Here is a 15,479-nt window from a genome sequence, read left to right as displayed (position 1 = left end):
AAAGCACAAATAAAAAATAATGTAAGTAAAGACAAAATATGAAGATAAGAAAATTAGCAAGCAAGTATTTTTTTTGTGTTGCTTTTTTGCCATCATTACTCATTGTCTTTGGAAATATATTGAAAATTGCTTTAGTCATTGCGATCCCACTGCTGATAAAACATATTCTTGATGTTGTGCTACCTTTAAAAAATTATATCTTTCTAATGAAATGGGCTATTGTGATATTGATTGCCCAAGTTAGTCTGATAGGTGCCGGTATTTTTAATGCCTACTTAGCAAATCACCTAAAATATGGCTTTGGAAATTACTTAAAATCAATATTATTGGAACAAATTATTAATTCAAAATGGGACAAACTATCTCAGAAAGGGGCAGGCTATCTCACCGGTCGGATAGAGGGGGATTTGGAAGGGGTCAACACTTTTTTTATAGACGACATGTTAAATTTAACAAAAGATACGATTACGCTTATAGTTAGTGTAATAATTATTGCAAAATTCAATCTTACATTATCTTTAGTATTTTTTAGTATACTCCCGGTTTTTGCCATTTCTCTAAAAGTATTTAATAGCGGGATGAACCAGAGAACGGTAAAGATGCTAGAAAAAAAAGCAAATAATACTTTTTACTTGAATGAAATCATTTCCGGGCGTTTGGAAATAAAATATTTAGGGGCAGAAAAAGAAATTATAAACAGGTATGCAAAAAAATTAAAAGAGTTGTTTAATGTTGCAATTGAACGGTTCATCTATTCTTGCAAGCCGTCTGTACTTGGCCAACTAAGTTCAACTCTGGGCAAGGTTATATTAATATGGTTGGGTGGATACTTGATAATTAAAGGAGAGCTTACTTTTGGAAGTTTTTTTGCGTTTAATATGCTTATGACGCAAGTATTTACTTCAACATCCGGGTTAACAAATCTTAATATATCTCTTCAAACCGGGAAAAGTTGTATAAAAAGAGTTCAAGAATTGTTCTCTATAGAGCAAGAAAAGAAAGAAGGCGTTGATATTGAACATATAAAAACGCTCAACTTCAAAGAAGTTTATTTTTCATATTCTGAAAAGGATAATTTTGGCATTAAAAACGTTTCTTTCAGCGCAAAGAGAGGCGAAATCATAGCATTAGTAGGGGAAAGCGGGGCAGGCAAAACGACTATATTTAAATTACTACAGCGAGTATATATGCCAGAAAAAGGAGAGATAAGTGCAAACGATATTAATATCAATTTAATATCCTTAGATTCGTATCGTAATAAAATAGCAATAGTGCAACAGGCGCCCTTTTTATTTTTAGCAACGATAAAAGAGAACATTTCTATGGGCAAGTTAAATTCAACTGACGAAGAAATCGAGGCTGTTTTAAAAAGAGCTCAGGCAATGGGATTCATTAATCAATTAGAAGATGGGTTAAACCATAAACTCAATGAAAGCGGAGGGAATCTTAGTGGTGGACAGAAACAGAGACTGGCAATAGCAAGAGCTTTTCTAAAAAAACCAGACGTATTGCTATTAGATGAGGCTACGGCAGGGCTTGATGCAAACAACATAAAAGAGATACACAATGTTTTAATAGATGGCAAAGATAACAGGATAACGATAGTTATAAGTCATTCAAAAGAAACGATGCTTTTGGCGGATAAAATTATACTTTTTGATAAGGGTGAAGTTATTACGTTCGGGACTCACAAAGAATTAATACAATCAAATACTTTATACCGGAATTTATTTCAAACGTATCAAAAAAATGTCCCTGAATTAAAGGAAATTGTATGATTCTTGTAAAAAAAGAGAAACATTCAAAAGAATGGTGGAAGGAACTTTATGCGCTCAGGTATGAAAACGGGCGAAGAGAATCCCCTCCCGTGACAGTTGCCCAGACAGACTTTCTCGAAAAAGTTTTAAATATACGCAAAAGATTCGCCTGAGGCGGAGATAACTTGGACTCCCGCGGAGCGGGAAGGGCTTCTATCCAACGCTTCGCTACGGGATACTAATCCCTAATCGTCCGCCTCTGGCGGACTCAAGGGCTTCGTATAATCTTCCTGACGGAACAAAGTCCAGAGACAACAAAAAAAATAGACAGGATTAACGGGATAGAAGATAAAAACCCAACACCCTTCGACGAGCTCAGAGTAAACTCAAGCAAAAATAAAAACGGAAGAAGGGCACGAAAAACTTAAACATATTGTTTTCCATTTTAATTTACTTTTAGTATGTAAAGAATACTAATTGTGGAACAAAAAAATCAAGGAAATTTGATGGGTGGGTAGGAATAAAGAGTATATCAGGATATTCCGGTTAAAGAGTTTTAATTTTTGGATGCAGAGGATTGATAATGCCAATCAAAGCAGTGTGATAAAGTCTTATTGAAACTTAACCCGAAATAATAACCGCCTAAAGCATGCATGTCTAATTCCGATGTGCCGTTTATAGGCTCATTATAAACATTTATGGATTTACCTGATAAAAACGTAGCTCCCACATTCAACAAAGCCCTACCCCAAGGCGTGTTTCCACCGACCGAGGCGCCTACCCCCAAAAAACCAAGCAATCCTTTATTCTCATATATTGAAACTTCGGTATCATTCTTAAGCACTTTTACATTTAAGGAAGTTTCTCCTTGTGTTCCGACTCCGAATAAAAAATGAAACCCTGCGCAATATCTTTTTTCGTCGTTTCTACTTATACTTCCGAAGGGGAATAAGACTGCTCCGCTGCCGCCGAGAAATAAAACATCGGTTTTTACTTCACTAAATGCGTGATATCCGTAAATGTCGGACATTTTTTTTCTTCCTCCCCCGATGTCTCTTCCTATGGAAAAAGACAAGTCATAAATTATCGGTTTTACGTCACACTCTTTCATTTCAAGTCCAATAGAAATCGCGATATTTTTCCTTGGACAATTTACCGGAATGTCGGAAGGGAATACTTCTCCCTTCCATCCCTGTGATATTGAAGGCAAATAAAAACAAGAGAAATCCGCATAAGTAAAAACCTTATAAGAATAAACAGGCGCTTCTTCTTCGATGTCCTGCAAGGCAATATTAATTAATATAACAAGTATCAGCATAATTAAGGCTATCAAACACATCGACACTGAAAGTATAAGAACTTATATACTCGGTAAAGTCGTGTGCCTGTCCTTCTTTGAAAAAATCAAAGGTGGTTTGGAAAAAAGTTGTATCATTGTGGTTATGGAGGTCTATACTATCAGCCCATTCCCAGCGATATTCCTGTTGGGGTTGAATGAATACGCCGAAGAAACCTATCTCGCCATCTTTACTTTTTACGAGAACTTCTTCGTTTAAGTTGTTAACAAATAAGAGGGAAATCTTACCTGTCTTGGGATGATAGGGCATAGGTTGACATCCCAAAAGGACGGCTAAAAAGAATAAACAGATTAAGAGTTTTTTGTTCATAGTATTCGTTTTTATAAATAATTTAGAGTTTGGGAAAGTCAAGGAAATTTTGTTTGCCACCCTTTAGCGCAGGCTAAAGTTCTGCGACTACCAACGGAGAGAGAGATGCGCAGGCTAAAGTCCTGCGACTACCAACGGAGAGAGAGTTCGCCCCTACAATATTTCAACAAAAAAAGACGGAGCACAATTTGAAATTGTGCCTACATTTTTGCTAAAGTCCTGCGACTACCAACGGAGAGAGAGATACGCAGGCTAAAGTCCTGCGACTACCAACGGAGAGAGAGCCCCCTACAAATATTATTTTATTAGAATAAGGGATGAACTACTTAGAGTTCACCCTTTCATTTTACCAATATCAGTTTCTCTGTTACTATCTATTACAGTTTTTACATTTCTTACAGTTATTACTATTTCACTAGAATCAGTTTTTTTGTCTCTGTTATTATATTAGATTCTTCCCTACGCTCAGTCGCCGCTCCGCCCACGGCGAGATCTTCGACAGAGCGGGATGTTCCATCTTCCACAGGTGGGGGTATCAGGTTATCAGGATACCAGAAGATCAGAAACAGAAACGGAAGACAGAAAGAATTGAAACAGGGATTGGAAGAGACTTGTATGAGACTGGGAGAAGGGGATTGTTACTAACTTCCTCACTTCACAATTACTATTTTTGACGCGCAGTTTGTTCCGCAGGCGGAGAGTCTTGCAAGGTATATGCCGGAGGAAAATCCTGTCGGTGTCCATTCTGTCTTGTATTCGCCGGGGACGTTATTTGTGCTAAGAAGAGTTTTAACGAGTTCACCTGCAGTGTTATATATTCGTAAACATACGTCGGATTTCTTTGGTATGGAATATTTGAAAAGTATTTTATGGTTAGAGAATTGCGCGTATAGTTTAAGCGTTTCTTTGGAATCAGTTTTTTCCTGAACTGCGGCTATACATTCTCCGTCCAGAACTTTTAAGTAACCCGTTCCCCCGATTACCACTTCTAACAAGCCATCCCCGTCTACGTCTCCGATTGAGGGGTCGCTGTCTCCGGCAGAATTATTGCTAAAACTCCATAAAAGAGTTCCGTCATCGTTGAGTCCATATATTATTGTATCGTTAGAGGCGAATACGATTTCAGGTTTGTTATCGCCATCCACATCTGCGATTGCAGGCGAAGACTCTACGGCATCTCCTGTCGTATAACTCCAGAGGATTGAGCCATCTTCGCCATTGACAGTGTAAAGTTTATTATCATCCGAACCAAAAACTATTTCAGGTTTAGTATCGTTATCCAAATCTGCAATTGCCGGGGAAACGCTTATGCAACCTCCTGTCGTATCGCTCCATAATAGAGATCCGTCTTCGCCGTTTAGGGTGTAAAGATTATTATCGTATGAGCCAAAAACTACTTCAAGCGTCGTATCGTTATCCAAATTTGCAATCGCGGGAGAAGAGTAAACGGAATTCGCCGTTGGATAGCTCCAGAGCACAGAACCGTCTTCACCGTTAAGGGCATAAAGGTTGTTATCATTAGAGCCAACAACTATTTCGGGTTTAGTATCGTTATCCAAATCGGCAATCGCGGGGGAAGAATAAATGCTTCCTCCGGTCGTATCGGTCCAGAGCAAAGAGCCGTCTTCGCCGTTGAGGGCGTAAATGTTATTATCCATAGAAGCAATAATGACTTCGGGTTTAGCGTCGTTATCCAAATCGGCAATCGCGGGGGAAGAGTGCAAGAAACCGTTTGTCGGGTAGCTCCAGAGGAGAGAGCCATCTTCGCCGTTGATGGCATAAACTTGACTATCGTAGGAGCCAACGACTACTTCGAGGGCAGTGTCGTTATCCAAATCTGCAATTGCGGGGGTAGACCATATAGGTCCTCCCGTTGTATAGCTCCATATTATTGAACCGTTTTCCCCGTTGAAGGTATATACGTTGCAGTCTAAGTTACCGGAAATTATTTCAGGGGTACTGTCATTATTTATATCTACAATTACAAATTTAGAGAATCCAATATTAGAAGTTTCCCATTTGATTCTGACGGAGTCAGTAGTTAAGCATCCTTTGAGTTCAGATTGAAAACCGGTGTTCTGGAGGTCGTGGTGGAATTTGAGCCATTCGCCGGGCAAGTTGAAAAGACAGATAAGAAAAATGGTTAACATTTCATCCTTATTAAAGTTCTTTCATTGCCTTCATTTACTATTTATTTCCGGCAATTACGAATTTTGCGGTTGTGGTTTTGCCTTCTGTTGTCAGGAGAACAAAATAAATTCCTTTATTCAGACGAGGCACATTCATAGAATGTTCGCCCGGGGAGGATTTGCGTAATACAAAGGATTTTACCAGTCTCCCGTCTATCCCGTATATTTTTAAAGACACATCACTTTCGCGAGTGAGTGAGTAACATATTTTATCATTTATGATTTTCAAAGCTTTTCCGGGGTCAACTTTTAATGGTGTGTTTTTTTCTTCTATTGCGCCGCCGCATTCGAATTCTGTCCATACTTCATAAAGCACGCCAGCGTCTTTATTCCTGCCAAACAAATTTACGCGGTATTGGAACAAGGAATCCCTGCTTGTGATGTAAGGGGCGAGGCTGACGGAATCTTTTTCGGTCCCGGAGCTAACGCATAGAGGCGCGCTCCAGTTGTTGCCTGTAATTTCGGCAACGGTATTTCCGCTTCTGAATTGAAACATCAGAGAGCTGTCAAAGGGTGAACAAACGGTATATCCGAATTTAAGCCAATTTGCGTCACAGGTAGAATTGAGGATAGAAGACTCGAGATAAGAGGAGTCCGCGAATTGGTTAATCATATTATTTTCGTACCACAAGAAATACCCCGTACAAGAAAAAAGGATATCTACGCAGGGGAAACATTTTCCTTTGGAAAGAGGTATCATCCAATGGGTATCCGAAAACACACCGCATATATAATTTTCAGTAAAATTATTAATATTATTTTGCTTAAAAAAAGCCAATTGGGTAAATCCGGAAACAACATCCGTTTTGCCATCCATATCAATATCTTCGGTAAAACATCCGTCTCCATATCGCCAGGATGAGCCGCTATATACTATATGTGACGTATAATTAATTCCTGTGCCGTCATTTTCCCACCAATGAATAAAATTTTGTCCTGAATTCCCGAATTCTCCCGTTATTATATCCACATCACCGTCATTGTCAAAATCCCTGCTCCACACACCATCAACCCCATTACTGTTTATAAAAGCAACAGAATCAAAATGGGCGGTTCCGTTATTTAAGTAAATCCATGTCCCTTCCGGATAATTTGCACTAATAAGGTCTAAATCGCCATCATTGTCTAAATCATCTAATTTTACTCTCCATGAACTTTTCGATATAGTTTGTGCATTTGTAAAACCACCGCTTCCATTATTTGCCCAAATCCCAATTGATCCAGTTGAATGTGGGAATCCTGTAGTAACGATATCAATTGTGCCATCATTATTTATGTCTCCTGTTTCGCAAGAAAGCCCGCCAACAGAAGCACCCGTTGATATTGTATGTTGAGAAAAATTAAAACCACCTAAATTTTCAAACCAACTTATTCCGATGTTTTGTTGAGAAACCACGACATCTAACCTTCCATCATTGTTTATATCATTAACGGAAGCGCCCCATCCAACCGACAAAGGGAACAAACTTTTTTTAACAAACGTGTCTGTTTTATTTTCATAAAATACAAGAGAATCTTTCCTCACTCCTACAATATCATTATCGTTATCGTTATCAAAATCGCCGCAAGTTAAAGCATTTGACCCGTCAATATAAGTATTCTGCTGGTCTATTGTATGTTTAATCCATGCTGTAGGATTTGTTGATGTTGCGACGGGGGATAGTTGTCCGTGGATATTGCAGGTTATGTTATTCTGTTGGGAGAAAGCGTGTTTCCAGTTATTAACGGGACCTAGAGTGCCGGGGCCGCTACCCCAATCCGTCTGGGTTTTTATGACAAGCAAGACAAATAATATAATGTTGTGCATATTCTTACCGTTATTTTATTAGAACAAGTTTTTTCGTTTCTGTAAAATCATTAGTACTCAGTCTCACAAAGTACACACCGCTTTTTTTAATACTCGGCGTGAAGGTGTAATCGCCTTTGGATAGTGTGCCGGAATAGACGGTCTCTTTTGGTCTTCCACTTAAATCATAAATAGTTAATAGTATATTAGGATAATAGTCATTAGGAAGAGAGAGGGAAATTTTATTTTTTATAATTTTAAAATCAAGAGCTTGAAGCGGAGGCTTCAAGCTACCCTGTGAAGGTTCTTCTATACCCACAACTGGAGCGCCTGCTATGGAAACATCGTCTATCCAAAGATACACTTTGTTCATATATGATGAGCTAGTAGGAGACTCTACGTATACCAAAAATTTAATTCGGGTTATAGTATCCTTGTCCGTATAACCTCTTCGGAATTGAGTCCATACCATATTTTCCCCGATTTCACCGCCATAGTTTCTTGGTATTTCATGTATCGTGGTGTCTTTACCATTTATGGTAACAGAAATAGATATATAGCGGATAAACGTCGAATAGTCTATTATTTCTCTATATTTAAGCATAACCGTACACGTGCAGGACGTTGTCGGCTTTATAGTTTGGGACATAGTTACTTTAGAGTATGGACCGGAAGGTATATATCCCACTACAGATATAAAACAACTTCTTGAGGATGAACAATATGTCGTATCGCATTGCTTTACCCCTCCAATATGTTCTACTGTGTTTGTCCATCCCGTATCCCACGGCGACATATCAAAACCGCCATTAACTATCATCTCATCCGCAAATAAGTTTGTTCCCGTAACAACAATAAATAAAATCAAATATTTTTTCATCTTGCCTCCTACTTTATTTCATCATTTCACTTTAACAAACTTTACCGTTTTTGTATTCCCGTCACATTTGCACGTTACAAGATAAACGCCTTTTCTTTTTAGTTCGGGAGTAAAAGTATATGTTTTATCTTCCAGTTCTCCTTTATAAAGAGTTTGCACAAATTCTCCCGCAATGTTATATATACAAAGTTCTGCATCATCAATCCTTTTGCCCGGGGACAGCATAATTTTATTCCCGATTATTTCTAATGATAGTTTTGTAGCTGTTTTTGTTTCTTCCACGTATCCACCGCTGCAGGTATCATAACTTACCGATACTTCGTATAACACCGGAATGTCTATTGGCGTATCTTGAGATGCAAACTCTACTTTATACTGGAAATAACGAACACAGAATGCGGGCGAGACTGCTACGCTGTCAATATTGTTTGTCGCATAATAAGGCCCGGTCCATCCCTGACTGTTTATTCCACTGCTTGAACTATCCGCCCTGCACCAGAAAGCAAGAGTTGAATCTCCGGGCACGCAGGCATTCCATCCAAAATATTTAAGTTGCTTGAGTGTGTCTGATAGCTCAAGTATTGATGAAGTAAGAGTTCCCACTTTTGCGAATCTTTTAATCATCTTGTTTTCGTAAACTATATGCTCCGTCCCGTTGCTTACTAATATGTCCATACTCGGAATACATTTATCGTTTAAGGAAGCTATGTATAACCAATGAGAAGAACCATAACCATAAGTTACGCTATCAATATTATAAGTTATAAATGTCATAGGGTTGTTTGGATCCTGACGAAACCATCCGATTCTATAAAGAGATTCTGCTATATCGGGGAAACCGTCTAAGTCTATATCGCCTGCTGTAAGCACATCCCCATAATCACCGGAACCAGTCATTAATTTTCTAACCTCAAAGTTATTCCCGGTACCATTATTAAGTATTCCCCATGTATCATAATAGGAATTACATATTATATCTTTATCGCCATCCATATCTATATCTGATGCCCAAGTTCCGTCAATCGTTCCCATACTATCAGTACAAAAAGATTGTGTAAAAATTCCTGTACCATTATTAAGAAAAACATATACATACCAACAACCACAATATATATCCGGATATCCATCGTTATTAAAGTCATCGACATAAACCCTATAGCCATCATTTGTCGAGAAGTCTTTAACAAGTTCCTTATTAAAAACCTGCGAACCATTATTCCGGAAAAGGTAAATATCACCAAAGAATTCTCCGCCGCTATTATCAACGCCTATTATATCCATATCCCCGTCAATGTCCATATCTCCTGACCATACACAATGATAACCAATTGAATTATCCAGAATATTATACGACCATGCTTTCCCTTTGTTCATATTTTTAAACCATACCAATCCGACACTATCGGTAGCTACCAAAACGTCTATGTCTCCATCTTTATCTATGTCACAGGGATGTACGCATGCGCTTGCACTCATCCCATGATTAGCGCTGCTTATAACTTTTTTAGTAAAATTATACAAACCCGAGTTTTCATACCAAACAACATCATCACAAGAATGCGCAACTAAATCTTTTATTCCATCGCCATTTATGTCGGCAGGCATTAGCCCCTGTTCGAGTGGCAATAGCCCGGGATTGTTTTCCACAACATGTTTCACCCAGCCCGTACTTGTATAGTCCAGACTTGTAGCTATTAATGAAACCTGGCCTTTATTGGCAGTACTAACACTATCTTTTTCATAGTATTGTGCATTCCAATTAGTTACAGGTCCGGAGGTTCCCGGCCCGCCCATCCAATCGGTTTGTATTTGTTTTTCCCATGCGCAAAAAATAATTAATAAATATATCATTTTTTCTTAGTTGGACTTTTCCCGCTCCGCGGGAGTCTAACTTATCAGTGTTTTTGATTTCCCCTTTATTTTACTAGAATTAGTTTCTTTGTTTCTGTTATTATATTAGATTCTTCCCCTTCACTTCGTTCAGTGTCAGAATGACAAACTGCCGTTAGCCTCACAAAATAAATTCCGCTTTTGTGGATGTTCGGCGTGAAGGTGTAATCGCCTTTGCTTAGTGTACCGGAATAGAGAGTCTCTTTTGGTCGTCCACAGAGGTCGTAAATAGTTAATAGTGTATTCGTGTATTCGTTATTAGGAACGGACAAATAAATCTTATTTTTTATAACTGACAACTGATCCGCCTGAGGGGGACTCGCTGACGGCTGTCGTTCTTCTTCCACTCCTTGTTCGGAATAACTAGCTAAGCCACCGCCGCTAGTGCCAATCCATTTTATGGTGCCTTCCAGGGCTATTGAAGTAACGGCGATATTGGGTAATCCTGAATTCCATATATCGTAAACAGTCCAGTTAGTGTTATCAAACTTTGCCAAACCGCCATCGGTTCCAATCCATTTTGTGCCGCCTTCCAGAGCTATTGAATGAACGTTATTATCCGGCAACCCTGAACTTGTATTATAAACAGTCCAGTTTGTGTTATCAAACTTCGCTAAGCCGCCACCCGTTCCAATCCATTTTGCGCCAGTCGCGGCATCTACGGCTATTGACCAAACACAATTATGAGGCAAGTCCGAATTAATCGAGTCATACACAGTCCAGTTAGTGTTGTCAAACTTTGCCAAACCACCGTTACTTGTTCCAATCCATTTTATGCTGTCCTCTATTGCTATTGAGCGAACAAAATTATCCGGCAAACCTGAATTCCCTACATTAAAAACGGTCCAGTTAGTGCCGTCAAATTTTGCCAACCCACCATCGGTTCCAATCCATTTTGTGCCAGTCGCGGTCTCTATTGCTATTGAAGAAATGGTATCACCCGGCAAGCTCGAATTGCTCGTATCATACACGGTCCAGTTGACGCCGTCAAATTTTGCTACGCCACCCCAACCACCAATCCATTTTGTGCCGTTTTCTATTGCTAATGACAAAACACAATTATTAGGCAAGACGGAATTACTCGTGTCATAAACAGTCCAGTTAGTCCCGTCAAATTTTGTTAAGCCACCACTATAAGTTCCGATCCATTTTGCGCCAGTCGTGGCATCTACGGCTATTGAAAAAACTTCACTATTAAACAATCCTGCATCATATGCAATCCAGTTAGTGCCGTCAAATTTTGCTAAGCCATAATAAGTGCCGATCCATTTTGCGCCAGTCGTGGCATCTATTGCTATTGACAAAACCAAATTATCCGGCAAGTCCGAGTTCCCTGTATTATAAACAGTCCAGGCAATTCCGTCAAATTTTGCTAAGCCACAAAAAGTACCAATCCATTTTACGCCAGTCGTGGCATCTACGGCTAATGACAAAATCCCATTAAACGGCAAGCCGGAATTCCCCGTATTATAAACAGTCCAGTTAGTGTTATCAAACTTTGCTACGCCACCACCGTCAGTACCAATCCATTTTGTGCTATCCTCTATTGCTATTGACCAAACCATATTATCCGGCAAGCCCGAATTCCCAACATTAAATACAGTCCAGTTGGTGTTGTCAAACTTTGCTAAGCCACCATCAGTTCCAATCCATTTTACGCCAGTCCCATCTATTGCTAATGAAGAAACATCCTTATTCGGCAAGCCGGAATTAAGCGAGTCATACACAGTCCAGTTAGTGCCGTCAAATTTCGCTAAACCACCACCACCGGTGCCAATCCATTTTATGTTGCCTTCTATTGCTATTGAACGGACAAAATTATTTGGCAAGCCAGAGTTACCCGTATTATAAACAGTCCAGTTAGTTCCATCGAACTTCGCTAAGCCATAACAAGTTCCAATCCATTTTATGCTGTCCTCTATTGCTATTGAGCGAACAAAATTATCCGGCAAGCTTGAGTTTGCGTGATTATAAAATTCCACACCACCTGTAGCAGTGTCCATACAGACCAGTCCACCGTATGTTCCAATCCATAGTTTATTCCCTTCGCCGGCAATAACATTAGCACAATTAGTGTTTGCATTATACACGGTCCAGCCCGGGTATTGAGCATTTGCCGTAGTACAAAATCCAAGCATTAAAATACTCATTCCAAAAAATCTTTTCATAATCTCTCCTATTTCACCAAAATCAACTTCTTCGTTATTGTTATTATATTAGATTCTTCCCCTTCACTTCGTTCAGTGTCAGAATGACAAACTGCCGTTAGCCTCACAAAATAAATTCCGCTTTTGTGGATGTTCGGCGTGAAGGTATAATCGCCTTTGGATAGTGTGCCGTTGTAGACAGTCTCTTTCGGTCTTCCACTTAAATCATAAATAGTTAATAGTATATTAGGATAATAGTTATTAGGGACGGATAGGGAAATTTTATTTTTTATAACTCTTAACTCTGTACTCTGAACTTTCAACTCTTTACTTTCTTCTATCCCGATAACGGGGTTATATTTCAGTATATTCCCGCCGCTTAATGCCCATGCATAAATTGTATCTACAGCGCATATTTTAGACACAGTGCCCGAATATTCCGTCACCCAGTTTTTTCCACCGTCACGGGTTCTTAAGATGATTCCTTCTCCACCTACCCATCCATTCAAAGAATCAACAAATTTTACGCAGGTTAAGTTATTGGTTACTCCACTTGATAATGTGTCCCATACGCTATCAACTCCGCCGTTATCGGTGTATAATATTGTTCCTGAGCTCCCAACTGCCCATCCGTGGAGGGTATCTACGAAATCTATATCATTCATTGAGAAATTATATAAAGGAGATAAACCATCAACTCCTGTAGTAGTTTTAAACAACTTGTAATCGCAACAGACCCATCCGTAGGAAGCATCTACAAAACATATCGGTCCTATGCGCTGCCAACCCATATATTTTCCATTTAAATAAACCGAAATTCCCGATAAACCCGATTCACCACAACTCCAGAACAATTCACCCGCTGCCGTTTCTATAGTTCCAACGCCTCCGTTATTATAATGTGAGCCTGCATTGCCTTGTGTCAAACCATATGTGCCGAAAGCATTTCCTGTAGATACTAATGCCCAACTTGAGCCGGGATAAGGGGATCCCGTATCAAAAGTTCTCCACCATCCGCCTAACAATCCCACTGAAGAATTCGCAAAGCAGATTGAGTTCATATAATGCTCAGGCTCTGACGTAATGGCTGTCGTTTTAACGTTCCATATCTTGCCTCCATCGTTAGTAAAAAGTATATTATTAAAAACTTTGCCTCCTATTGGACCTGACATTTTTAATTCTATTGCCCATCCTTGAAGCGAGTCGGGGAAACTTATGTCTTCAACATATTCTGAAGTATACTGCGGCATCCAACTGTTAACAGCATAACTCATTTTCGTGAACATAAGTAATCCTAAAATAATCAGACAATATTTTCTCATAATTATCCTATTACCACCATTCATAGGTCGCTCAATTTCCGAGGCATAAAAGCCTCGGCTACCCATTATTATTTTACTAATATCAGTTTCTTTGTTTCTGTTATTATATTAGATTCTTCCCCTTCACTACGTTCAGTGTCAGAATGACAAACTGCCGTTAGTCTTACAAAATACACTCCGCTTTTGTGGATGTTCGGCGTAAAGGTATAATCGCCTTTGGATAATGTGCCGGAATAGAGAGTCTCTTTTGGTCTGCCTGTTAAGTCGTAGATAGTTAATAGGGTATTAGGATAATAGTTATTAGGAAGAGAGAGGGAAATTTTATCTTTTACTATCTTTAAATCCAAATTTGCCAATCCCCGATCCAAAATGGAAGGTTCTTCTACTCCTGTTTCTTTACCCAGTCTAATCAAATAAACGTCCCCTCCACCTGCCCCAAAAGAGTTTGTCGTTCCTGCAATAATAAACCCGCCGTCAGCAGTCTGTTGAACCGAGTGTCCAAAAGCATAGGTAGTTCCACCGAAAGTTTTTGTCCAAACTGTATCTCCTGAAGAATTTGTTTTAATGAGATAGATGTTCCCGCTTATCCCGAAAGAGCTTGTATATCCTGTGATTATAAATCCACTATCTTGAGTTTGTCTAACTGAATAGCCCACATCAGAAGAAGTCCCGCCAAAGGTTCGTGTCCATAGGGTATCGCCCAAAGAATTTGTCTTAACGAGATAAACGTCCCCTCCACCTGCCCCAAAAGGGTGTGTCGTTCCTGTAACAACAAACCCGCTATCAAAAGTCTGTTGAACAGAGTAGCCACAATCCGTACTAGTTCCGCCGAAAGTTTTTGTCCAAACTGTATCTCCGGAAGAATTTGTCTTAATGAGATAGACTCCTCCGTATACCGAGAGTGTTGTTCCTGTAATAATAAACCCGCCGTCAGCAGTCTGTTGAACTGAAGTGCCACAATCACCGTAAGGCCCACCGTAAGTTTTAGTCCAGATGGTATTTCCTAAAAAATTTGTCCTGATTAGATAGACGTTAGAATAATTTGGTGTGCCTACCCCGAAAGAGAAAGTCCCTCCTGTAATGATAAAACCACTGTCAGAAGTTTGTTGAACTGAATTGCCCCAATTCATATCGTTCCCGCCATAAGTTTTAGTCCATAGTGTGTCGCCTGAAGAATTTGTCTTAATGAGATAGACGCCTCCGGTTCCCTCAGAACCTGCAACGATAAACCCACTATCAAAAGTCTGTTGAACCGAATGGGCATTGTCAGAAGAAGTTCCGCCAAAGGTTCGTGTCCATAGGGTATCACCCGAAGAATTTGTCTTAATGAGATAAACGTCTCCATTCCCTGCCCCGAAAGAGTTTGTATACCCTGTAATGATAAAACCACTGTCAGAAGTTTGTTGAGCTGACCAGCCTTCATCTCCCTCAGTCCCGCCGTAAGTTCTTGTCCACAAAGTATCCGGCGCAGATGCAAACAAGTTTGTTGCTGTAAGGATGATAAATAAAATTAAATATTTTTTCATCTTTCTCCTCTACTAAATCAAAAGTTTTTAACAAATTGGGCGACTCGCCCACCGCCGAGGCGGGGTAAACTCTATGTCGCCCCTACAAATATTATTTTACTAGAATAAGTTTTTTTGTTTCTGTTATTATATTAGATTCTTCCCCTTCACTACGTTCAGTGTCAGAATGACAAATAGTAGAAAGTCTCACGAAATAGATTCCGCTTTTGTGGATGTTGGGCGTGAAGGTATAATTGCCTTTGGTTAGGGTGCCGGAATAGACGGTCTCTTTAAGTCTACCTGTTAAATCATAAATAGTTATTAGGGTACTAGGGT

Annotated in this window: 12 protein-coding genes; 2 read left to right on the top strand and 10 right to left on the bottom strand. The window is 39.4% G+C overall.

Annotation, left to right across the window (positions count from 1 at the left end; translation table 11 throughout):
• Positions 1-38 precede the first annotated feature (38 nt).
• A complete protein-coding gene (locus WC614_08400; GenBank protein MFA5033025.1) occupies positions 39-1,778 on the top strand; it encodes an ABC transporter ATP-binding protein in 1,740 nt (579 codons plus the stop codon).
• Positions 1,775-1,930 carry a hypothetical protein gene (locus tag WC614_08395; protein ID MFA5033024.1) on the top strand — a complete coding sequence of 52 codons (156 nt, stop codon included), beginning with the start codon at positions 1,775-1,777 and terminating at the stop codon, positions 1,928-1,930. The genes WC614_08400 and WC614_08395 overlap by 4 nt, the downstream gene beginning before the upstream one ends.
• 383 nt (positions 1,931-2,313) lie before the next feature.
• Here the strand turns inward: WC614_08395 and WC614_08390 are convergent, their stop codons facing one another.
• The 10 genes from WC614_08390 to WC614_08345 all read right to left on the bottom strand — a co-directional run.
• Entirely contained in the window at positions 2,314-3,075 is a 762-nt protein-coding gene (locus WC614_08390; GenBank protein ID MFA5033023.1) for a hypothetical protein, read from the bottom strand.
• Positions 3,050-3,424 (bottom strand): hypothetical protein, encoded by a 375-nt coding sequence (locus tag WC614_08385; protein MFA5033022.1) that lies wholly within the window; start codon positions 3,422-3,424, stop codon positions 3,050-3,052. Before WC614_08385 ends, WC614_08390 begins: the two co-directional genes overlap by 26 nt.
• Before the next feature lie 650 nt (positions 3,425-4,074).
• On the bottom strand, positions 4,075-5,574 hold the full coding sequence (locus WC614_08380) for a PQQ-binding-like beta-propeller repeat protein (protein MFA5033021.1): 1,500 nt from the start codon (positions 5,572-5,574) through the stop codon (positions 4,075-4,077).
• A 37-nt stretch (positions 5,575-5,611) separates the two neighbouring features.
• Positions 5,612-7,420, bottom strand: coding sequence for an FG-GAP-like repeat-containing protein (locus tag WC614_08375; GenBank protein ID MFA5033020.1), 1,809 nt, complete (start codon positions 7,418-7,420; stop codon positions 5,612-5,614).
• 10 nt (positions 7,421-7,430) lie between these two features.
• The gene (locus WC614_08370) at positions 7,431-8,279 is read right to left on the bottom strand and encodes a T9SS type A sorting domain-containing protein (GenBank protein ID MFA5033019.1); all 849 of its coding nucleotides are present in this window, start codon (positions 8,277-8,279) and stop codon (positions 7,431-7,433) included.
• Positions 8,280-8,300: 21 nt separating this feature from the next.
• Complete coding sequence (locus WC614_08365; GenBank protein ID MFA5033018.1) at positions 8,301-10,130, bottom strand: T9SS type A sorting domain-containing protein; 1,830 nt, start codon at positions 10,128-10,130, stop codon at positions 8,301-8,303.
• Positions 10,131-10,195: 65 nt separating this feature from the next.
• Positions 10,196-12,337 carry a hypothetical protein gene (locus WC614_08360; GenBank protein ID MFA5033017.1) on the bottom strand — a complete coding sequence of 714 codons (2,142 nt, stop codon included), beginning with the start codon at positions 12,335-12,337 and terminating at the stop codon, positions 10,196-10,198.
• Positions 12,338-12,345: 8 nt separating this feature from the next.
• Positions 12,346-13,638, bottom strand: coding sequence for a YCF48-related protein (locus tag WC614_08355; GenBank protein ID MFA5033016.1), 1,293 nt, complete (start codon positions 13,636-13,638; stop codon positions 12,346-12,348).
• Between the two features lie 68 nt (positions 13,639-13,706).
• Entirely contained in the window at positions 13,707-15,164 is a 1,458-nt protein-coding gene (locus tag WC614_08350) for a hypothetical protein (protein ID MFA5033015.1), read from the bottom strand.
• A 91-nt stretch (positions 15,165-15,255) separates the two neighbouring features.
• Positions 15,256-15,479, bottom strand: a 224-nt coding sequence (locus tag WC614_08345) for a T9SS type A sorting domain-containing protein (GenBank protein ID MFA5033014.1), incomplete at its 5' end; no start/stop codon positions are given.

Source organism: bacterium, assembly GCA_041649255.1.
Lineage (GTDB): Bacteria > Hydrothermota > UBA3073 > JACQXS01 > JAQTXJ01 > JAQTXJ01.
This window is presented reverse-complemented; position numbering and strand designations above follow the sequence as displayed.